22 protein-coding genes, 1 tRNA gene and 1 pseudogene are annotated in these 22,029 nt (G+C 37.3%); 12 read left to right on the top strand and 12 right to left on the bottom strand.

From position 1 onward, the window contains the following. Positions 1-4: 4 nt before the first annotated feature. Genes ACSKT4_RS13895 through ACSKT4_RS13905 form a run of 3 tightly spaced genes read right to left on the bottom strand, consistent with a single transcriptional unit; the run spans position 5 to position 1,907 of the window. Positions 5-835 (bottom strand): hypothetical protein, encoded by an 831-nt coding sequence (locus ACSKT4_RS13895; RefSeq protein ID WP_186869585.1) that lies wholly within the window; start codon positions 833-835, stop codon positions 5-7. Next, positions 832-1,521 (bottom strand): ABC transporter ATP-binding protein, encoded by a 690-nt coding sequence (locus ACSKT4_RS13900; protein ID WP_186869584.1) that lies wholly within the window; start codon positions 1,519-1,521, stop codon positions 832-834. Before ACSKT4_RS13900 ends, ACSKT4_RS13895 begins: the two co-directional genes overlap by 4 nt. Further along, positions 1,518-1,907 (bottom strand): GntR family transcriptional regulator, encoded by a 390-nt coding sequence (locus ACSKT4_RS13905; protein ID WP_186869583.1) that lies wholly within the window; start codon positions 1,905-1,907, stop codon positions 1,518-1,520. The genes ACSKT4_RS13900 and ACSKT4_RS13905 overlap by 4 nt, the downstream gene beginning before the upstream one ends. Before the next feature lie 307 nt (positions 1,908-2,214). On the opposite strand from ACSKT4_RS13905, the gene ACSKT4_RS13910 reads away from it, so the two are divergent. Next, complete coding sequence (locus ACSKT4_RS13910; protein ID WP_186869582.1) at positions 2,215-2,970, top strand: exodeoxyribonuclease III; 756 nt, start codon at positions 2,215-2,217, stop codon at positions 2,968-2,970. Between the two features lie 147 nt (positions 2,971-3,117). Here the strand turns inward: ACSKT4_RS13910 and ACSKT4_RS13915 are convergent, their stop codons facing one another. Next, positions 3,118-4,065, bottom strand: a complete 948-nt coding sequence (locus ACSKT4_RS13915; protein WP_186869581.1) for an MBL fold metallo-hydrolase — start codon at positions 4,063-4,065, stop codon at positions 3,118-3,120. Positions 4,066-4,279: 214 nt separating this feature from the next. Between ACSKT4_RS13915 and ACSKT4_RS13920 the strand changes: the two genes are divergently transcribed. After that, the gene (locus ACSKT4_RS13920) at positions 4,280-4,900 is read left to right on the top strand and encodes a spore coat protein (RefSeq protein WP_246521609.1); all 621 of its coding nucleotides are present in this window, start codon (positions 4,280-4,282) and stop codon (positions 4,898-4,900) included. Between the two features lie 139 nt (positions 4,901-5,039). Here the strand turns inward: ACSKT4_RS13920 and ACSKT4_RS13925 are convergent, their stop codons facing one another. Then, positions 5,040-5,903: a YitT family protein gene (locus ACSKT4_RS13925; RefSeq protein ID WP_186869580.1), complete on the bottom strand. Its 864-nt coding sequence runs from the start codon at positions 5,901-5,903 to the stop codon at positions 5,040-5,042. 250 nt (positions 5,904-6,153) lie between these two features. Here ACSKT4_RS13925 and ltaS point away from each other — a divergent pair, with 250 nt between their 5' ends. Continuing rightward, complete coding sequence (gene ltaS, locus ACSKT4_RS13930; protein ID WP_186869579.1) at positions 6,154-8,148, top strand: lipoteichoic acid synthase; 1,995 nt, start codon at positions 6,154-6,156, stop codon at positions 8,146-8,148. Positions 8,149-8,251: 103 nt separating this feature from the next. Beyond that, a complete protein-coding gene (locus tag ACSKT4_RS13935) occupies positions 8,252-8,425 on the top strand; it encodes a YfhD family protein (protein ID WP_186869578.1) in 174 nt (57 codons plus the stop codon). Positions 8,426-8,611: 186 nt separating this feature from the next. Here the strand turns inward: ACSKT4_RS13935 and ACSKT4_RS13940 are convergent. Both ACSKT4_RS13940 and ACSKT4_RS13945 read right to left on the bottom strand, forming a co-directional pair. Continuing rightward, positions 8,612-8,878, bottom strand: a pseudogene (locus ACSKT4_RS13940) (lysoplasmalogenase family protein); the annotation flags it as partial. Between the two features lie 12 nt (positions 8,879-8,890). Beyond that, complete coding sequence (locus ACSKT4_RS13945; protein WP_186869576.1) at positions 8,891-9,079, bottom strand: hypothetical protein; 189 nt, start codon at positions 9,077-9,079, stop codon at positions 8,891-8,893. A gap of 111 nt (positions 9,080-9,190) precedes the next feature. Between ACSKT4_RS13945 and ACSKT4_RS13950 the strand changes: the two genes are divergently transcribed. The 4 genes from ACSKT4_RS13950 to ACSKT4_RS13965 all read left to right on the top strand — a co-directional run bounded on the left by ACSKT4_RS13950 (position 9,191) and on the right by ACSKT4_RS13965 (position 12,766). Continuing rightward, positions 9,191-9,640, top strand: a complete 450-nt coding sequence (locus ACSKT4_RS13950) for a YueI family protein (RefSeq protein WP_186869575.1) — start codon at positions 9,191-9,193, stop codon at positions 9,638-9,640. A 60-nt stretch (positions 9,641-9,700) separates the two neighbouring features. Continuing rightward, positions 9,701-9,946, top strand: a complete 246-nt coding sequence (locus tag ACSKT4_RS13955) for a DNA alkylation repair protein (protein ID WP_186869574.1) — start codon at positions 9,701-9,703, stop codon at positions 9,944-9,946. An 87-nt stretch (positions 9,947-10,033) separates the two neighbouring features. Next, the gene (locus ACSKT4_RS13960) at positions 10,034-10,558 is read left to right on the top strand and encodes a type 1 glutamine amidotransferase domain-containing protein (protein ID WP_186869573.1); all 525 of its coding nucleotides are present in this window, start codon (positions 10,034-10,036) and stop codon (positions 10,556-10,558) included. A gap of 228 nt (positions 10,559-10,786) precedes the next feature. Further along, on the top strand, positions 10,787-12,766 hold the full coding sequence (locus ACSKT4_RS13965; protein ID WP_186869572.1) for an acetoacetate--CoA ligase: 1,980 nt from the start codon (positions 10,787-10,789) through the stop codon (positions 12,764-12,766). 179 nt (positions 12,767-12,945) lie between these two features. Here the strand turns inward: ACSKT4_RS13965 and ACSKT4_RS13970 are convergent, their stop codons facing one another. The 4 genes from ACSKT4_RS13970 to ACSKT4_RS13985 all read right to left on the bottom strand — a co-directional run bounded on the left by ACSKT4_RS13970 (position 12,946) and on the right by ACSKT4_RS13985 (position 16,512). Continuing rightward, positions 12,946-14,013: a DUF4097 family beta strand repeat-containing protein gene (locus tag ACSKT4_RS13970; RefSeq protein ID WP_465823625.1), complete on the bottom strand. Its 1,068-nt coding sequence runs from the start codon at positions 14,011-14,013 to the stop codon at positions 12,946-12,948. A gap of 101 nt (positions 14,014-14,114) precedes the next feature. Beyond that, positions 14,115-14,510: a thiol-disulfide oxidoreductase DCC family protein gene (locus tag ACSKT4_RS13975; RefSeq protein WP_186869570.1), complete on the bottom strand. Its 396-nt coding sequence runs from the start codon at positions 14,508-14,510 to the stop codon at positions 14,115-14,117. 233 nt (positions 14,511-14,743) lie between these two features. Continuing rightward, on the bottom strand, positions 14,744-16,231 hold the full coding sequence (gene panF / locus ACSKT4_RS13980; protein ID WP_186869569.1) for a sodium/pantothenate symporter: 1,488 nt from the start codon (positions 16,229-16,231) through the stop codon (positions 14,744-14,746). Beyond that, positions 16,228-16,512 (bottom strand): YhdT family protein, encoded by a 285-nt coding sequence (locus ACSKT4_RS13985; protein WP_186869568.1) that lies wholly within the window; start codon positions 16,510-16,512, stop codon positions 16,228-16,230. Before ACSKT4_RS13985 ends, panF begins: the two co-directional genes overlap by 4 nt. Before the next feature lie 199 nt (positions 16,513-16,711). On the opposite strand from ACSKT4_RS13985, the gene ACSKT4_RS13990 reads away from it, so the two are divergent. The 3 genes from ACSKT4_RS13990 to ACSKT4_RS14000 all read left to right on the top strand — a co-directional run bounded on the left by ACSKT4_RS13990 (position 16,712) and on the right by ACSKT4_RS14000 (position 20,008). Beyond that, on the top strand, positions 16,712-17,254 hold the full coding sequence (locus ACSKT4_RS13990; protein ID WP_186869567.1) for a sigma-70 family RNA polymerase sigma factor: 543 nt from the start codon (positions 16,712-16,714) through the stop codon (positions 17,252-17,254). After that, entirely contained in the window at positions 17,220-19,283 is a 2,064-nt protein-coding gene (locus tag ACSKT4_RS13995) for an ankyrin repeat domain-containing protein (protein ID WP_465823626.1), read from the top strand. The genes ACSKT4_RS13990 and ACSKT4_RS13995 overlap by 35 nt, the downstream gene beginning before the upstream one ends. A 155-nt stretch (positions 19,284-19,438) precedes the next feature. Beyond that, positions 19,439-20,008, top strand: coding sequence for a hypothetical protein (locus ACSKT4_RS14000; protein ID WP_186869565.1), 570 nt, complete (start codon positions 19,439-19,441; stop codon positions 20,006-20,008). A gap of 24 nt (positions 20,009-20,032) precedes the next feature. Here the strand turns inward: ACSKT4_RS14000 and nagZ are convergent, their stop codons facing one another. Then, entirely contained in the window at positions 20,033-21,712 is a 1,680-nt protein-coding gene (gene nagZ, locus ACSKT4_RS14005; RefSeq protein WP_186869564.1) for a beta-N-acetylhexosaminidase, read from the bottom strand. 138 nt (positions 21,713-21,850) lie between these two features. On the opposite strand from nagZ, the gene ACSKT4_RS14010 reads away from it, so the two are divergent. Then, positions 21,851-21,923 (top strand) — tRNA-Ala (locus tag ACSKT4_RS14010). The last annotated feature ends 106 nt before the right edge of the window (positions 21,924-22,029 follow it).

The following is a 22,029-nucleotide window of genomic DNA, read 5'->3' on the forward strand; positions in this document are numbered from 1 at the left end:
TTCGTCACACCCTTATCTTCTTATTTAACAAGTAATGACTCATCCAAATGGCACCGCTTGTTACAATTAGAGCTGCTACTACCATTAGAATGAATATTTCAGTTGGATAGAAGAATTCCTCCACTAAAAACTCCTGAATCAATAATGGAGATATAAATACGAAGAATGAAAGAACCGCAAAAACCACACCTAATATAATTCCCTTCCAACGAAAACACCTTTCAAATAGCACACCTGTAAATGCAACCAATACCGTCATCATTCCAATTCCATAATGAATGAAGAACTGGATAAACGAAGTGGGATATAATACTCGTAAAGAATCAAAGCTGTATAGTATTTCATTTAATGTGAGATCTTCTCTCAACTGACTTGGGACAATTAGCTTCATCACTTCATTTTCTATCATGATGAAAATAAGCTGAATAGCAACGAGCCCAAGTACCATTAAAAAGATGGCAGATGCCTTTGCAAAAAATACATTAATTCTAGCTGTCGGTAACATTAGTAATCGGTAGGCAAATGTGTTTTTTCCGAACCAATCCCGATACCATATGAAAAACACATAGATTAGCAAGGTAACAACACATAATGAGATAGGTGCTGTAAACCATAATGACCTTGAGATTGCACTAAAAGAGAAAATCCCCCAATCCTTTATTGCCTGCTCTATTGTATTACCTGCTGAAATAAGTTCTTCTATATCTCCTATATAATTATTCGAGATAAATACTACGCCTATTAGCTGCATAATGAGCGTAATTCCAATTAACACTACATATATTTTGAAGAAGCGATTTAGTTCAAAGTTAGTCAATTTTAAATAGCGCATCATGGCTGGTACACCTCTCTCATTACATCGATTATCGATTTTCCTTCTATTTCTCGTACTTCTTCCGCATTGAACTCTCGTAAGACAACTCCCTCATTTAAAATAACTGCCTTGTCGATTAAGTGTTCAATATCATTGATTTCATGTGTTGTAATAATGACGCCTCGGTCCTCTACTAGATGGCTAGTAAATACATTGGCAATTTGTTCTCTACTAAATATGTCAATCCCCGAAAATGGCTCATCCATTAATAGATAATCAACATCCAATGCAAGACCAAGTAGCATATTCACTTTAGCTGTATTCCCTTTTGACAGAGAAAAAATGCGGTCATTGGCGTCCAACTTAAAGAAAGTTAGCAAATCCTCTGCTCGCTTTTGATTCCATGACTGATAAAAATCCGCCATAAATGTCATCGCATCGGAAATTTTCATGTTAGGAGGCATCGTAATCGCATCTGGAATAAAGGTCACCTTTTCAAAGCTACCTTTGTGAAGCTTCTCACCATCAATTAGTATTTCACCACTATTAATAGGTGTTAGATTCATAATCGCATTTAAGATAGTCGTTTTTCCGACACCATTTATTCCGATTAAACACGTAATTTCACCTTTATTTGCAGCAAAGCTAACCCCTTTTAACACCGGTTTTCTACCAAACTTTTTGGTTATACCCTTTATCTCAATCATGCTTCTCCCTCCTGTTCTTCCAATCTCTTTTCGTAATTTTCCTTCACTAGATGAAGCACTTCATCTAGTGGGACATTAATCGTTTGTACAGAAGCAATAAATGAATGGACTGCTTCTAGAATCAATTCCTCTCTAACTGCTTTAATCACATCTGCATTATTCGTAATACGACTTGGTAAATTTCTCTCCGTAAATATCAACCCTTGTTCCTCCATTTCCTTATACGCCCTTTGCGCTGTATTAGGATTAATTTTCATTTGATTTGCTAGTTCACGTCGAGATGGAATCTCCTGACCAGGTTCAAAATTACCGGTAGCAATTTGCTCCTTAAAATGTCGAATTACCTGAACATAGACAGGATCTCGGTTGTTAAACTTTATATTCATAGCTACAACTCCTATATTTACTTGGTAACTGTTTCCTTACTGTATTAACCCCTTAATACACACTTGGCAAAAAAATATGTATTAAGGGCTTAATACACCGATTAAGTGTATTATACGATTAATACACCAATAGAGTCAACCTCATTTAAAAAATAGTTTTCCCAAAGACGCCTTTCATGAACATTTCTGCTGAAGGTGATATGATGAGTACAAACTAAAAAGGTTGTTTCTACTGAGGACTAGCTTACTTTGTTTCGACCTAAAAAAACAACCACTTTACAAAGCAGAGAAATTACGAGGAGATATTATGCGATTAGTATCATGGAATGTTAATGGATTGCGTGCCTGTGTGCGCAAAGGTTTTTTAGATTACTTTAATGAAATAGATGCTGATATTTTTTGTGTTCAAGAAACGAAGCTACAAGAGGGGCAAATTGAGTTAGAGCTAGATGGCTACTTTCAATATTGGAACTATGCAGAACGCAAAGGCTATTCTGGTACTGCTGTATTTACGAAACAGAAGCCTCTATCGGTGAAATACGGAATCGGTGAGGAAGAAACACAACCAGAAGGTCGTATTATTACGATGGAGTTTGCGGATTTCTTCTTAATCAATGTTTATACCCCTAATTCACAGCGTGATTTAGCTCGATTGGGTCTTCGATTAGAATGGGAGGACGCTTTGTTTCAACATATAATGGAACACGATAAAATTAAACCCGTTATATTATGTGGAGACCTAAATGTTGCCCATCAAGAGATTGATATTCGTAATTACAAAACAAACTATGGTAATTCCGGATTTACGGATGAAGAAAGAGAAAAGATGACACGCTTTCTGAATGCAGGTTTCATTGATACGCTTCGCCATTTCTATCCTGATGAGGAAGGTATTTACACTTGGTGGAGCTACATGAAAACGGTGCGCGAGAGGAATATTGGCTGGAGAATTGATTATTTTATTGTCTCCGAAAGGCTGAAGGACAACTTGATTGACTCTAATGCACATTCCGCTATCCTAGGTAGCGATCATTGTCCAATTATGTTGGAAATTGAAATCTAACAGTAAATAGGGGAATGGAATAGGTATCAAATAAAAAGAACTGAATGTAAAACTTTACCATTCACAGCTATAACACCCCGGAAATATACAAAAGCTAATCTTCCTTTACCTTACGTATATTTCCGGAGTGCGTTATACACTTAATTCTTATTGCTTTAACTTTTGGAAGTAATCAATAATTCCTAATGCACTAACCTGCATATCCAGATTGATTAATATATAAACAGGATGATCATCAGGCACGCCAAGTTCCTTAAGGTGCTCTTTTACACGTGTAAACAGTCGCCCTGATAAAACATCATAGCCTTTACCTTCTTTAAATACCTTCTCGCCTTCCTCCACAAAAATATCTAACCACTCTGACACCTGATGCAATGCTGCAGTAGTTTTCAATGTCGCACCAAAATGCCCAAAGTAAATAAAGTCTACATTCATTTCCATAAAGCGATCAATGGACTCGTGCATAGCTGTCGGGTCAAAATGATTTGGTGATGTGGAAGGTAAGAAGAAATCAATCCCCAATGGATCCAACTGTTCATATTTTACCCCAGCAGTATCTCCTGTGAACAACCCATTACTTACAGGGTCATAAATACTAATATGGTGTCGTGAATGACCAGGTGTATCTAAAAATTGCAATGTACAATTAGGTCCTATTAGTAGTGTATCTCCTTCACTCTTTTCTATGATTGCTTCTTCAGGGACTGGTTCAACAGGATCAAAGAATTCGGCAAAACTATCTCCATAAATTGCTCTAGCACCACTAGTTAACCTTTTTGGATCAATTAAATGCCTTTTACCACGCGGATGGACAATTACTTTCGCATTTGGACATAATTTCAGCAGTATACCTACACCACCTGCATGGTCCAAATGAATATGCGTGACAATTATGTATTTCACTTCACTTAATGTGTGACCTAAATCCTCTAAGCCACGCTTAATATACTTAATGGACGGACTTGGTCCTGTTTCAATAATAGTTAATTCTTCTTCATCCAATACATACGTACCTGTTCGAGACGGTATTCCCATATCAAACCCATCAATTAAGTGAATTCGATCATGAAGACGAATTGGTAATCTTCCTTGCATGATTAATCCCCCCTATTCTAACTACCATCATCGTAGCACGTATTCTAAATAAATTCATGTTCTTCGCAATCGTTTTCTTCTTTTTAGTGTTGCCCATATCTCCCCAAAAAAGAATGCCAATCAAACGTATTTTAGCTAATTTATGGCTGGGATATTTCCAGTGAAACAGATAATAATAAACCTGATTCTTCTTAAGGAGGTTATTAATTTGAATATGAACATGAATAACCAAATGCAAAACCAACAATTAACTGGCACTTCACAAATGCCTGCAGAAGTAAGCCATGGTGGTCACGAGCTTTTTGATGCACATGAAGCCATCGGTGGTTTAGTTGGTGGTATGGAGCAATATATGATTTATGAGCAATATGCACAGGATCCGCAGCTGAAATCCATGATGAACCAACATAAAACATTCCTAACCCAGTTATATAATACTGTGGTAGAAACACTTAAAACAGGAAATGAGCCCACCGTTAAGACACAAACGTACAATATGGCCGAGAGTAATGATGTGTTGTATGGAATGACACCATCCCAACCGAAAAAACCTGCACAGTCTCCTCAAGAGATTAATGATGAATGTGTGACTGGCTTTATGATGGGAGTTCTAAAGTCCAATGCATCTGCCTTTACAATGGCAGCTCTAGAATCCACTAACCCTGTCTTAAGAAGAGTATTTGCCGATAGTGTTCCAAATATTATTGAGATGGCATATGAAGTGTTCCTATATCAAAATAAACATCAATATTATCAAGTACCACAGTTAAAGCAAGAGGACATGCAAAACTATATAAACAGTTTTGCTCCAATTCAAGGAACCATGCCTCATTAATTTGGGGTGCTATCTATTAAAGGATGCTCATTACGGGCATCCTTTTGCTTTTGAATGATTCTATACATATAAGATGGAATGAAAGTTGGAGAAATAATAAAAAGAGACAGTTCAACTATTTTGAACTGCCTCTATTTCGTTAAAGCTTTTGCCCATAGTATTTATCTATCGAAAATCCTCTTCCTAATATTTCGGATGCATTCAGGAAAATGACGAATGATGTCGGAATTTCTTGTTGAAGCATTCCTTTTAATTTTACAGCCTCTTGCTGCTCGGCTACACATAATATTAGTGTCTTATCCATATTGGAGTAGCCTCCAACAGACCTTACCTTTGTTAAGCCACGATCAATACCAGTTCGTATCAATTCCTGAACCTTTTCTTCCTCTTCTGTAATAATCACAATTAACTTAGTAGCAGAAGTTCGCAGTTGAACAAAATCGATTGTTTTACTCGAAATATAGATAGCCATTAATGCGAAAAGTGTCAGTTCTAAACTAAAAACAAATATAGAAGATAAAACTACCACTCCATCAACAATTAACTGCGTATAACCACTGGATTTTCCTGTGAATTTCTTCAGGATTTGTGCTATTGAGGCAGTTCCACCAGTCGAACCTTTTCCAATATAAACAATACCTAGTCCAATTCCTAATACTATTCCACCATAAATTGCACCCAGAACCGGATTGGTAATGGTAATTGGTGTATTTGCCGTTAAACCAATTATAAATGGCACCCAGAAAGTACCGAGTAAAGTTTTCCCACCAAAGTCCTTTCCTAAGACTAACCAACCAATGATAAATATTGGTATATTTATCACAAATTGCGTCATTGCTGGACTAAATCCAAATAATTCATATAAAACAGTACTAATCCCAGAAATACCACCAGCGGCTAATTTTGATGGTAATAAAAATACATTATAAGATAATGCGACTAATGTAGCACCAATTAAAACAAGTACATATTCTTTTATTACGGTTCTATGTTGTTGTTTCATCTTTTTGTGTCCTTTCTATAACAAACAAGCAAATATTATTCTATCATAGTTTCTATTTAATTGAATACAATCAATAATGTCTGAGTGCAATACGGACAAGCCCTCACCATACTTTCCCAATAGTAAATTTTGGAAATTCACTTGATTCATAGATTAATTTGAGTTAAAATCATAACTTGATAACTTTATTTTAGATTTCATCACAAAAAGAAATCTATCAATTTAAGCAAAAAAAGATGGGGGAAATAAGATGAAAAAACTTTTAACATCAAAAATGTCCTTCTTTTTTGTAGCCGTGTTACTAATCTGGTTAAAATCGTATCTGATTTACGTAACTGAATTCAACCTAGATATAAAAAATGGGACACAAGAATTTTTACTTTTCTTTAACCCGCTGAGCTCAGCCCTCATTTTCCTAGGAATAGCATTATTTGCTAAAGGAAAACGGGTAGGATTATGGATTATTGTAGTTGATACATTAATGACCATACTATTATATGCCAATGTCGTGTACTATCGTTTTAATAACGACTACATTACACTTCCAACCTTAACACAAACAAGCAACTTCGGAAGTTTAGGAAGCAGTATTGTAAGTCTTGTACAATGGACAGACATATTCTTTGTACTAGATCTAGTAATCCTTATCGCCTTATTTATTTGGTTTAAAAAAGGCTGGAGCACAGAAAGAATTAGTCGTAAGAAGCCTATACTGGTGCTTATTATAGGACTAATTGCATTTTCATTGAATTTAGGTCTTGCTGAAGCAGATCGACCAGAACTACTAAAAAGAACATTTGACCGCAACTATATTGTAAAGTATATAGGACTTTATAACTTTGCAATTTATGATGCAGCACAAAATATTAAATCATCTTCACAACGAGTACTTGCGGATAGTGATGATATTACAGAAGTTGAAAACTATACGAAGAATAAATATGCAGAGCCAAATCCAGAATTATTTGGTGTTGCTAAAGGTAAGAACATTATTAAAATTCACTTAGAGTCATTCCAAACGTTCTTAATCAATTATAAATTACATGGGGAAGAAGTTACTCCTTTCCTAAATTCATTAGTAAATGATCCTGAACAAGACTTTACGTATTTTGATAATATATTCCATCAAACCGAACAAGGTAAAACAGCTGATGCAGAGCTAATTACGGACAACTCTATTTATGGGTTACCACAAGGATCTGCATTCGTAACTAGAGGTACTAACACATACCAATCATTAACTGCGATACTGAACCAGCAACAAGATTATACTTCAGCCAATTTCCATGGTGATTATAAATCATTCTGGAATCGTGATGAAATTTATAAACAATTTGGTGTGGATGTATATTTCGATGCTAGTTATTATGACATGAGCGAAGAAAATGTTATCAACTATGGCCTAAAGGATAAGCCTTTCTTCGAACAATCTATGCCAATGTTGAAGTCATTGGATCAGCCATTCTATGCCCATATGATGACTTTAACAAACCATCATCCGTATATTATAGGTGATGAAGAAGCTTCACTTGCACCTGCGGAAACAGGAGATAAATCTGTTGATACGTATTTCCAAACCGCTCGTTATCTTGATGAATCGTTAGAGCAATTCTTTAATGATTTAAAAGAAGCTGGTCTATATGAGGATTCTGTGATTTTCCTATATGGAGATCACTATGGTATTTCTCAAAACCATAATCGTGCAATGAAAGAAATTACTGGTGAAGAAATTACACCATTTAAAAATGCTCAATTACAACGAGTTCCATTCATTATAAAAATTCCTGGTGTTGAAGGAATGGGAACAGTCCACAAATATGGTGGATTAATCGATGTAATGCCAACTTTACTACACTTAGTAGGAATTGATGCACAAGATTATATCCAATTTGGAACAGATTTATTCTCTGATGGCCATAAGGAATACGTTCCATTCCGTAATGGTGATTTAATTACCCCGGAATACAGTGTTATTTCTGGTACTTTCTATGATAATGACACTGGTGAGGAAATCGAGCCTACGGAAGAAATGATTCAAGTAAGAGATGAGGCACTTCGTGAGCTTGAGCTCTCCGATAAATTGTTAAATGGTGACTTATTACGCTTCTATACACCAAATGAAGAATGGACACCTGTTGATCCGACTCAATATCGTTACGGAAATGAAACTGGTATCGTTCCTTTCCAACTAGAAGAACAACCAGAAAAACCAATTGATCCAAGAGAGCCTTCATTAGAAAAATAAATAAACGAGTAATCATTAGGAATTTTTTCCTTTTGATTACTCGTTTTTATTTGCCATTTTCGTTCATACTATGACATGAATACTCCAGAAAGAGGTGAACGTTATGGGACGTGGTGACCATAATAGAGCAACAGGTAAGAACTTCTTTGCTCAGACTCCGAAAAATCAATTATCTGATGGAATTGATGTAGAGTATTCAGAGGAATTTGCCGATCACGATGACAAAGTAGCTCAAGCGAGAAGTAGAGCCGCTGACAGACGTGCGAAGGAAAAATAAATAGGTGGCCTTACACTAGGCCACCTATACTTATAGCAAATAATAATTGTGCACCAAAGTAAGTACTCATCACCATGTAATCTGCTAATTTAAATTGAACCTAGAATTTATATATCGCCAGCACCGCATCTGAGATAAAGAATAATGTTGCTGTGATAATGAGAATTTTTTCGCTAGTATGAATAGCTAATCCAAGCATGTGGAGATAATTGTCATATACATAGCAACTGCAACAACTAAATTCCACCTTCCAACCTGCTTCACACTTTGGAACAATATATAAAAGACTATTAAGGCAAGAAACAGAAGCGCACATCCAACAATTAAAAGATCCATTGCAATAGAAAAAGAATAACCATACCAAAATGCAAAAATATATATAATATGAGCTAATAAAAAACTAACCAGTCCATGAATAAACCACTTATCCGTAAGCATTAAAAAGATATCACCAACTAGTGATAATCAGAGTGCTAGTACAATGAAATAACTATACATGCTGTTTAATCCCGACCCATATACCTCGAGCACTAGTATAAATAGCATTGTTCCAAGCTTTAATATGTATTTAACTAGCTTATTTTGAAAGTAAATAGCCAGAATAAGATATAACGTAGTTGATAAAATTATTACGCCAAGCAGTATTTCCTGCATGATGCGCTCCCTCCCTCTTACAAATTCTACAACTTAGTGAAAAACTCCTCTTTTCTTTGCCAGCAGTGCATGTTCTCATTTACAATTAGGATGAAAAGCGAGGTATTCAAAATGAGTAAGAAAAACGTTGAGGACTATCTTACAGAAGGTATATATGGTACTCGATTACCCAAGCAGGAAGAAAGAGATTATTTCCTTGGTACATTACGAGAGCGAATTGTCATCGCCTTAACAATTGGTCAGGTAATGACGGATAAAGGGATACAAATCCTAGAAGAAAATATGAAACATTATCCCGATGCCAAGCTATTATTTAATGGGAAAATTGCATCCAGATTTCTTAAAGCTGAGAAGGAATTAGCAAATAAATATAATATTTCTTATACGGTAATCAATAACGAAGCAGTAGAAACTGATATTGGTGCTGTTCTAACCTATGACTATGCCATAGATAAAGAAGCAATTTTTATGAATGAAAATAATGAAGATACCCCTTCTGAAGAAGATACAGATCATAAGGAAAAGACTGGTTTTCTATCTAAGCTAAAACGACTTTTTTAGCTTTCCCCTCCTCGTATAAAAAAGCATGTTGGTTTCATACTAACAATGGAGGTGTGAAAGATGGCACAAAAATATCGATGCCCCAATTGCAAAACAAATCGTTCACGCTTTAATATCATTGAACAAATAGCAAAACCGGTTAAATTAGACCCGCAAACTGGTGCGGTAATAAATGATTATTCAACTGGTGAAGTCGAGCCATTTCATGCTGTGTATAACGGACCAAAATACCGAATCCAATGTGGTTCATGTGGATTAGTAGAAGATGAAAATACATTTGCTAAGTTTGGGGAACGGCCGGTGTAAAACCACAGACGCATCTGTGGTTTTTATATTTCATATAAGTACATATAATGCTCTATTTTCTGTTAAACTTATCATGGAGGTGTTTTGATGCGGTTAGAAAATAAGAAGGTTATTGCTCTTGTTGAAGATGATTTTGAAGATTTAGAGCTTTGGTATCCTGTGTTACGTTTACAGGAAGAAGGGGCAATTGTTCACCTAGTAGGAAAAGAAGCGAAGAAAAAATATATAGGCAAATATGGTGTTCCAGCAGAATCAGATTACGCATTTCACGATATAAAGACAGATGACTATGATGCCATCTTAGTCCCAGGTGGATGGGCTCCAGACAAGTTAAGACGCTACCCTGAAGTTCTTCAGTTTGTAAAAGAGATGGATGAGACAAAGAAACCTATTGGGCAAATTTGTCATGCAGGATGGGTGTTAATTTCAGCCAACATTCTTCAAGGTAAAAAGGTTACAAGTACTCCTGGCATCAAGGACGATATGACAAATGCTGGTGCCACATGGTATGATGAAGCCGTTATCGTAGATGGACACATTATATCTAGTCGCCGTCCACCAGATTTACCACCTTACGTTAAGGAGTTTGCGGATATACTAGCAGGAAATTAAGACAAGCCCCATACCCCATTTGGTAGCGTGAAATTCCGCCTTGCCTTCATGGAAATTTAGTATTGCAATATTAGCTGCTAGAAATCAGAGATTTTCTTTTTTAAATACAAAACCCATTATTTGTAGTAATGGGTTTTTCTATGTTTGTACCGTAACTGGTCTATTCTTTACACATAGAAACCGTTTTCATATAATGAAAGTAGTTATGAAAATCGGGGGAGGATTTACATGAAACAAGTTCAAGAAGGTACGTTACTTTGGAAGCCAACGAAAGAACGTATCGATCAAGCCAATATTATAACCTATATGAACTGGCTGAACGAGAATAAAGGCTTTTCAATGCCGGACTATACATCCCTTTGGGAATGGTCCGTGCAACATATAGAAGAATTTTGGGAAACCATCTGGGAGTACTTTCATATCCAATCGTCTACGCCGTATCATCATGTACTATCTTCCCATGACATGCCTGGTGCTAAGTGGTTTGAAGGTGCTTCTATTAATTATGCAAAGCATATCTTTCGTAATTATAAGAAGGATAAAACCGCTATTATTCATACATCAGAAGTACGGCCAAATCGTGATGAAGTAACATGGGAAAAGCTATATGAAGATACAGCAGCACTGCAACAAACATTAATCAATCTTGGTGTCAAACAAGGCGACCGCGTTGTTGGGTATATTCCAAACATATATGAATCAATTGTTTCCCTACTAGCAACAGTAAGCCTTGGTGCGGTTTGGTCAAGTGCTTCACCCGATTTCGGTAAGCAAAGTGTCATTGACCGATTTAAACAAATTGAACCAAAGGTCATGATTACAGTAGATGGTTACCGTTATGGTGGAAAAGAATATAATCGAATGGACGTTGTGAAGGAAGTACAGGCTGAACTCCCTACTTTAAAAGCAACGATTGCCATACCTTATCTCCATACAACAGAGCCATTTTCAAATTTACTGTCCGTTACGTTGTGGAATGATGCAACCCATTATACAGGGCAGGAGTTAATATATCATGATGTAGAGTTCAATGATCCACTTTGGATATTATTTTCATCCGGAACGACAGGCAAGCCAAAGCCAATCGTTCACAGCCAAGGTGGTATATTAATCGAGCACCTAAAAGCACTAACATTCCATACAGACTTACATGAGGAGGACCGCTTCTTCTGGTTTACCACGACTGGTTGGATGATGTGGAACTATTTAGTGAGCGGATTATTAACTGGAAGTACGATTATCCTTTATGATGGAAATCCTACTTATCCAGATAAACGAATGCTATGGAAGTTAGCAGAAGAAACGAAAATGACGATATTCGGAACATCTGCAAGCTATATTACAGCATGTATGAAAGAGGGCTTCTCTCCTTTAGAGGAATTTGATTTAAGTCATTTGAAGACGATTAGTTCCACCGGTTCTCCACTTCCTCCAGAAGGGTTTAAATGGTGCTATGATCACGTTAAAGAGGACCTATCCATTGCTTCGATTAGTGGAGGTACCGATGTATGTACAGCCTTTATCTTAGGTGTACCAATACTACCAGTCTATGCTGGGGAATTGCAATGCCTGGGACTAGGAGCTAAAATAGAAAGCTTCGATGATGATGGTAATCCAAAGATAAATGAAGTTGGGGAATTGGTTTTAACGGAGCCTTTCCCGGCTATGCCAATCTACTTCTGGAATGATGAAGATGGCAGTAGGATGCATCATAGCTATTTTGATATGTACCCAGGAATATGGCGACATGGCGACTATATTAAAATTACGGAGCGAGGTACTTGTATCATATATGGTCGCTCTGATGCTACGATTAACCGTGGTGGGATACGAATTGGTACAAGTGAAATCTATCGTGCGGTAGACCAGATCAAAGAAATCAAGGATAGTTTAATAGTTGATATTCCGCTTGAAAACGGCGACTCTCTTGTTCCATTATTTGTAATCATGGCAGATCATCAACAGCTGACGGAGGAAATTATTGATGCCATTAAGTATCAGATTCGAACCCAGTGCTCACCAAGACATGTTCCAACGGAGGTCATTCCTGTTCAAGACATACCAAAAACATTAAATGGGAAAAAACTAGAAATACCAGTTAAAAAGATATTAATGGGTCAGCCATTGGAAAAAGTAGCTAATAAAGGCTCGTTAAGTAACCCTGAATCTCTTGTTTACTTTGTGAGATTTGCTAAGGAACGACTTTAAGCTATGAACTTTTATACGTTACACAAAGATGATGAGACTATTTCTCGTCATCTTTTTTAATTATTCTCAGTTAGAAAAGTTTTCTTCATCATCATTGTTATGGTTTGAGTATCAAGCGAATCCACCAAATTATGCACAAATCTTCCCCATCAAAAAAAGAAAGAGACAATTCTCTTCCTTTATTGATTCATAATCGATGATTTTTCTGTGTATAGTTCTGCATTTCCAGAACCGGTACGGACGCGAATCAGATTATCTGCATAACCAGATTTACCTACTATATGATGTTTCTCTCGTTGTTCTATCTTCATAGGGAGATTCGTAACAATACTACCTGATCCCGTTTTAATATCAAACACGGAATTTAGTTCATATTCTTGGAACCCTACGCGAATATTACCACTTCCAGTTTTTAAATCTAAGCCAGCGTTCTCCGAAACAGATAGATTAATATTACCTGAATAAGCGTTAGCCTTTAACGCTCCACTAAAGTCACGAAAGCTAATTTTACCAGAACCTACATGGGCATTTGTTGTCTCGCCATAGAAGCTTTTTGCTTCAATCATCCCGGAATTGGAACGAACCGTAGCTTGCTTCATATAGACTTCTCTTAGGATCAATTTTCCAGAACCCGCTTTTAATTCTAACTCTTCTCCCTTAGCTTCCGTTAATCGTATACTGCCTGAACCAACGCTCCCATGGATATTCCCATAAGATGAATGGATTTCTGCTATACCAGAGTTTGCTACGAAGGATAGCTTCTCTGTTTTTAATTCTTTCGCTCTTATTTTCCCTGATGTTGTATTTAACGTCAGCTTACTAGCAGTTACCTTTGCTAGATTGACGGTACCAGAGGTTGCCATTATTCGAACTGTATTGGCAATTAGGTGGGTTAAAGTTATTTTTCCTGATGTCGCTGTAATGTCTACATTATCCGCTATATCAACAGGGATATGGAGTTGTAGTTTACACTTCGTTACATTACCCCATAGAAAAACGATACCCTGCCGTTCTCTTTTTGCTGTAATCAATAATGTGTCGTCTGTTTTAGTAGTCTCTAAAACTGGCCCACCTTCAAAAGACTCAAGCTTTATATCTACTGACGGCGATTCATGTGGAATAACCTCCACCTCTGCCGAATCAACCGAGATAATCAAGTCACTTAATTTGTGAATAGCAATGGATTCCTCTTGAACAACCTTTTGTTTCGTACCACCAAATATCCTACTGATAATATCCGTAACCATACCCGTATCCTCCTGTGAACGATTTACTATCTCTAGTTTAATACAGGGCACAGATTACACAACGTACTGATGAAGTAGTGAAGCTCCGTCTTAAGGCTGAATTATGCATCTAAAAAACGTTCCCGCTGCTCAGGAGTTGGTATCATGCACTTCTCTCGTTTACCGAACCATTTATAGCGATTCTTGGCAATAACTCCATACACTAAATCCCTTATCGGTCTAGGTACGACTATAAATGCATACATGAACTTCCAAGGTCCCTTCAACCCTTTACATACTTTCAATGCTGCCGTCGATTTATAATAAACTGTATTTCCTTCTAAATAGATAAAGCTATCCAATTCATCTGGAATCTCATTCTCTTTTAATAGCTGTTGGCCAATGGGACTTTGTAATGAGGTAAACTTGTAGCGCCCTTTTGTATCTCTTTTAATGATAAATTGGACACTAGAATTGCAAAAATTACAAACCCCATCGAATAGGATGATTCTTCTCATTCACAAAACCTTCTTTCCCTTTTAGAAAAAGACCGGGACAATAATATTGAAGAAAACCCAATACCGAATGATTAATAAAGACTTCATTCAGGAAACATACTTACAGTTTACAGGTGTCATTTAAACGAACAATAAGTTCAACCACCCGATAAAGCAACCATATACTTCCCGAGCTAGTACCGTATATCACTCAGTCTGACATTTAGTTTTACTCTCTCCCCGGTCTATTCCTTTTAATAAGTTGGTTTTAATTCATTTGGTATCGATTTCTTTGTAATTAAGCTAACAATGACATAGGCAAAGAATGACACAACAACTGGGACTACTACAGCGTGGATACCGAAAGGCTTGAATATGACCTCGAAGGTATCATTGTACGATGGTAATAGTGTTGGTAAAAGATCGGACAACAAATAAATTCCTACTCCAGTAATAATGGAGGCAATTGCACCATACTTATTTCCGTTTTTCCAGTAAAGACCTAGAACAATCGGCCAAATAAACGCCGCCTCTAGCCCTCCGAAGGCAAATAGGTTAAGCCAAATAATCAACTCAGGTGGATTAAGGGCCATTATAAAGACAATTACGCCTAGTATTGCCGTAACCGATAGACTCATCCTTTTAACGGTCTGTTGTGATGCATCTGGTTTAACATAATTTATATATACATCTTTAATGACCGTGGAACTAACTAGAATAAGCAATGAATCTACTGTTGACATAATGGCCGCCATTGGAGCTGCTAGTACAATTCCTGCTAACCATGCTGGCATCGTTTCTAAAGCAATTAATGGCATTACTTGATCTCCAATTTCTATACCCGGAAGAATGGCTCTAGCAAATACACCAATTAGATGCATATTCAGCATGATGAAACCAACAACAATCGTGCCAATGATCAAAGCACGGTGCATCGATTTGGCACTTTTATAAGACATAGCTCTAACAGCGATTTGTGGTAATGCCACTACCCCTACACCAACTAAAATCCAAAAAGATGATACATAGGCAGGTGATAAGGTTCCTTCTGCTCCAAAAGGAGAGATAAGGTTTGGATTTTCAGCAGTTAAATCCGCAATAATGTTAGGAATGCCTCCACCTGCAATTATGGTTGCAATAAGCAGGATTAACGTCCCTACAAACATGAAGCTTCCTTGTATGGCATCCGTTAACGCCACGGCACGGAATCCTCCAATGGTTACGTAAATGAGTACGGAAACCGCAAAGATAAATAAGGCTGTGGTGTACGACATACCGGTTAAGGACTCAATTAATCTAGCCCCACCAATCCACTGTGCGGCCATAGCAGAGAATAAAAAGACAACAATACTAATTGCTGAAAGTACTACGACAACTGGTGATTTATAACGTCCCTTCAAGAAATCTACCATCGTTATCGCTTTATATTTCCGCGTTACGATAGCAAACTTTTTCCCTAATACCATTAATACAAAATATCCAGTAACCACCTGAGACATTGCAAGTAGAACCCAACCAAGCCCTTGTGTATAGGCTGTTCCTGGTCCACCAATAAAACTACTTGCACTTCCATATGTAGCTGTCATTGTCATCGCAAGGACAAATCCTCCTAAACTACGCTCCCCTAGAAAATACTCCTGCATAAACGAATTAGACGACTGCACAAATCTGCTAGCATACAACCCAACTAGAAAAATAAGTACTAAAAATACAAATAATGGTATGATTGCAACTATATTCATCGTTCACTATCCCCCTCTTCATCTTCGTCCTCAAAGGGAACCTCTACAAAGAATGCCTTGACAACAATGATGACTAAAACTACCATTACAATAAATCCCACTACACAACTATAAAAAAACCAATCTGGTAAACCAAAGATAAACTTATACTCCGCAGGGTCCTTACTTCCTAAACCATATGCAAAAGCATACCACCAAATAAAATTAATGACGGCTAACCCGACACCTATTAATGCTTCTCGATTAGCAATTTTATTTAAATTATGTTTATTGTTCTGCACTGTAATCCCCCCTTAATCTTATGTAAAGCTATATACTTCTACAATTATATAGATAACTAGAATGAAATAGCAATACAGCGTCCTTATATCAAAAATAGGATAATTGTAGCCTAGCCTATTTATTAAAAATATCCGAATAAAATGCAATTTATTTTTCTGTTCTACGTCTAATTTATTGAAAACCAGGAGGTGATGGATTGTGTCGCATAATGAGATTATATCGAATTGGTTTGAACAGTATGGAAATGATATCTATCATTTTTTACTATACAGGATTGGCCCAAGAGATGCTGAAGACTTGCTGCAGGAAGTCTTTATAAAAGCATTGAAGGGGTTTACAAGCTTTAAAGAAAATGCTACACCGAAAACATGGCTATTTAGTATCGCGCGAAATCTAGCCATTGATGAAACTAGGAAAAAGAAGGCCAAAAAATACGCTACTACCGTGCCACTTGATCAAGCCAATGAACCTAAAACAGTGAATTCTCCCGAAGCCATACTAGACTTAAATGAAGATACAAAGGCTATCTATGAATGCATTCAACTCTTAAAGCCTAATTACCAAGATGTGATTATTCTACGTGGAATCAAGGAACTTTCTGTACAAGAAACGGCCAATATATTGAAATGGAGCGAAAGTAAAGTAAAGTCGACACATCATCGGGCAAAAATAGCCTTACACGAAGAGTTAAGGAGGTGTTTCTCTTATGAAGAAACTAAATCACCTAGAGCAGCTAGATGAACACTTACGTATAATGCCAAAGCCTAACTTAAATAAAGAAAGAGAATTACAGATAAAGAGAACCATCTTAAATACTAGAGCAGCGAATATTAAACCGAAGAAAAAACGAAATTATAAGGGTATAGCCGCTACAATCGGTGCTTTAGCAGCAGCATTTATATTCAGCCTATTACTGTATGGAGCCCTTGGCAAAGAACAGCAGTCCACCTTATTATTAACTAATTTTATAGAGGATGAGGTTTCTAAAATTAGTGGAGAGCTTAACGGTAATACCTACACCTCAGACGATCAAGCTATCATTAACTTGTTCTACGAGACGATGGAGGATACGGAACTAGTAGAAACTGTAGCTAGCGATACCCAGTTTGCTGAAACACTAGAGGTATACAACAACCAGAATCAGCTAATAGGAGCCTTTCATTTCAGTGATTCCAATGTGGTTATGATAGATGGTAAACAGTATGAGATGAATACAGCAGAATGGCAGAATTTCAAAGAAGTTTTCTACACCGATGAATATTTAGTTGTAGAAGATTCGGAAGATGAACCAGAAGAGCAGCCAGAGGAAAGTATAAATGTAGAGGAATTAATAGATCAAGAGTTAGCAAAGGCACCTAGCGAACGAGATTGGGACACTATTTTAGGGCATATACAAGAAGGAGCAAATCCAGATCGTGCCCTACAGCTTGCTGCGAAAGATAACCTGGATACAGTGGTGGAATCATTACTTCTTGCTGGAGCTGATCCGAACAGTTTAGACAAAAATAAGGACACCCCACTAACATTGACAACTAGTACAGAAGTCGCTTCCCTGCTTATCGAAAATGGAGCGAATATCGAACACCGCAATGCACGTGATTATAATGCACTAGTTCTAGCAGTTTATGGACATCAGACCGAGATGGCGAAACTTTTATTAGAAGCTAATGCCAATCCCAATACAACCGTTACTTCTAATAATGATGTGACCGTACTATGGATGGCTAGTAAATTTAATGATCAGTCTATTAAAGACCTGCTCATTCAACATGGGGCTGAATTAGTGGAAGGGTATGAATATGAAGGATGGATGGCATCTGAGATTCCAACGCTTGAAGAAATGCTAACGGCTGATTTACTTTCTTATGCCTCTATAGGGAGATTACCTAATTTAATGACCATTCAGCTTCCAGCAGATTCTTCCATCTTCCCTAATCAGTACGGGGAAGCGTTTGAATCATTTACAGTAGAGAATGGTGTGGCAGATGTTTATGGCGACCATCTATTTATTAAGTCCGGGGGGGAAAATCTATATACGAAATACCAGTATGAATTAAATCCTGGTGATAATGTAACTGTAAATGATATCGAAGCGGCATTAGGGCAGCCAAGTTCCACCTATATGGATGAAGCAAACGGATTACGCTATCTATCCTATAGCTTAGATCATTATGAGCTCCGGTTTTCTTTTGATGGTACCGTAACCTATCCAAAGGAAGAAACAGCTATTTTATCACTGGAGCTACTTTACAAACAACCTGGTATTGTTGAACATGCAGAAACCGTATTCGATTTACTTGCAACAAGAAATATGACTGAACTCGCTAATCATGTTCACCCTGAAAAAGGTGTTGTCTTTGCACCATTCCTACAGCTAAATTCAACACCATTAACAGAAGAGCACGAACCAGTAATCTTCCAAGCTAACGAGATTTCTGGGTTATTACAGAATAAAACGGTTTATCACTGGGGAGACCATGGATCAAGCGGCTTACCGATTGATATGTCACCTGCTGAGTACTTGGATAACTATGTTTATACCAAACAAGAACCAGATTCTATCTTTATCAATCAACAAGACCTAAGTGGTCCAGAGTTTTTTACCGACATTATACGAGGAGAATACCCTGATGCCCACATGGTCCAGTATTCATTCAATGAAACTATACCAGGAGATGATTTAAGCTGGCTTCAATTGACGTTAATCTTTGAACCATACAACAACGAATGGAAGTTAGTAGGAATATTGCACAATGCATGGACACCATGATGAAAAAAAGGAGGAAGGCTGTTGTGCCTTTCTCCTTTTCCAATTCCACTTGCAACCATAATATATCCCCACTCATTTTTGATGTATAATGAAAGTACATCACTAGTATCGACATTGTTTTAATATGATAGGATTTTTTTACTTAGGAGGTAGTTATGTCCACATTCACAAATGAAGAACTAAAAAGAATTATTAAGGGAAATCCGGTTGGCGAATTTCATCCATATAACTTGGAGGAATATGACCATGAGGCAGTGAATGATTATATTGCTAGTGTAGTTGGATCAATCTCCGCAATTAAGAATCTAGCTATTGAGGCAAACTTTGATAGCTATGGAAGTGGTTATGCTTCTTATGTAGATGTATTCTGCTATAAAAAGGACGGTAGCTCTTCGGAACAAAAGGATTATGAGCTATGGATTGATGGAATTAGGGTATATATTAATCGGCTTGCCCCGGTAGCTATATTCGGAGAAAGCGAGATTACGAAACATAGAAATGGTGGATCTAGTGATTTCATTTCAAATCACTCAGTCGGCTCGCTTCCACCAGGAGACTGGGAAGATGAGATAAGTGAGATAAAAAGAGTCTTAGAGAAGTTCCACTTCACCATTTTAGATAAGACCTATTTGAATGAACCACTTCCTTTTCAAACAAAAATCCCTACCATTCTCGCCGATCCACCGTATAAGCTTTTTGATGCGCTATTTTATTGGGAGGACTAACAATAGGAACTTACCAGAAAGCCCCTATTGCTGCTCCTCTTTAATTTTTTTATTAATCTGTTCCAGGTCATAATATGCTACCTGCTCATCGGTAATCTGATATTTTCCCTTTACAGCTAATATTCTTTGAACACTCTCGTTTATTCGCTCTTCACTGATTTCACCTTTTTCAACAGCAGACTTAATTGCCTCAATTGAACGAACGATATCGTTATATTCCTTACTAATTAAAATCACATCACTTCCAGCTTTTACAGATTGAACAGCAGCCTCTCCCGGTTCATAATGATTGACTATTGCATCCATATTCATATCATCGGTTACAATAACACCATCAAAATGTAGCTCCTCCCTTAGTAAATCCGTCATAATCGCTTTGGACATCGATGACGGAAATTCTGAGTCGAGTAAAGGGAAAAGTATATGCGCAACCATGACGACATCAGCGCCCTCATCAATCGCATCGATAAATGGGATAAGCTCTAATTCATGTAACGCCTCTAAACTCTTATCTATTTGAGGAAGTTCTAGATGTGAATCAACTGATGTATCCCCATGTCCTGGAAAATGCTTGACTACTGGTATAATATCATTCGCTTCCGTACCCTTCATCGTCTGAATGCCAAGGGTACTTACTAAACTTGGATTATCTCCAAAGGAACGGTCGCCAATTACGGGATTTTTAGGATTGCTGTTCACATCGATTACTGGAGCATAGTTCATATTCATACCAAATGCGTGTAACGCTTCTGCTAATATACTTCCTATTTGGTACGACAATTTAGGGTCATTCCGTAAACCAATCTCTTTATTAGTAGGCAGTTCTTCAAGGCCTGGAAGTCTAGTTACCCGGCCGCCCTCCTGATCGACAGATAAAAACAATGGAATTGGATTGACCGAATTTACACGTTTAATTCCATTCACTAGCTGCAAAGACTGCGAATAGCTAGTTAAATTTTTACGAAAGAATATAATGCCACCAACCTTATAATTTTCAAGTAAACGTATTGTTTCTGGTTCTGGTGTTGTCCCCTCAATCCCAGCCATAATCATTTGGCCTATTTTTTCATCAAGAGTCAACGTCTCTAGAACGCTTGGTTGATTACTGGTTAACTTAGTAGGGTCAATCGATAATGAAATATGATGGAGTGCTGGATTACCCTCCTTATCTGTTGGTCTTGGCAGCACCCATTTTAGTTGGTATGTACCGTTCACTTGATACACGAGAATAATTTGGTCCACTTGATCATCTTCATAATAACGTTGTTCATCTGCTTCACCTAACGACTTGATAATATCAGCAAAGCGTATGTCTGAGAGCCTATCTTCAAAGGAACGGATATCGAATATAATATCCCCATTATAGCCCAAGGCTACTTTCTTATCTGGATAATCGATATATACAGTCTCACCGGAAGGACTTGAATCAGCGGGATCTCCCCATTGATCGGTAACATCATCCAATAGTGTCTCCCCAGCAATGAATGATACTCCGGGTAGTTTGCCCTCCTTCGCTTGTGCTTGTATATCAGAAATGAATCGGTTTATCGAACTTTGTTGATCAAGACTTTTTTCAACAGGATGATGCCTTGCCTGCTGCGCATCCTTCACAGAAGAAGTACTTCGATTATCTGCATTATTTACGATAGCTAATGTTATGAGAAGGATTACGGTGATACCAATAATAACCAGAAATCTTTTCATTAAACACACTCCCTCTCCTTTATTCTATCCTTTGATTAGACGAAATATCCGAGAAGTGTCTTTTTCCTTTCACTATACTCGTAATCTAACAGTATTGAAATAAAGCGAAGGAATGATTATAATATTACTAGAATGTTTGGGGCATTAGCTCAGCTGGGAGAGCGTTGCACTGGCAGTGCAAAGGTCAGCGGTTCGAGCCCGCTATGCTCCATTACTTTTTTACTTCAAGAATCTTCCTCAGTTCCTTTAAAACAAGAGTCTCCCTCACTATCCAATCATTCTTATCCAAACGAACCATCAAACTTTCATTTTGCTCA

It is taken from the genome of Ornithinibacillus liuyingii, assembly GCF_055550225.1.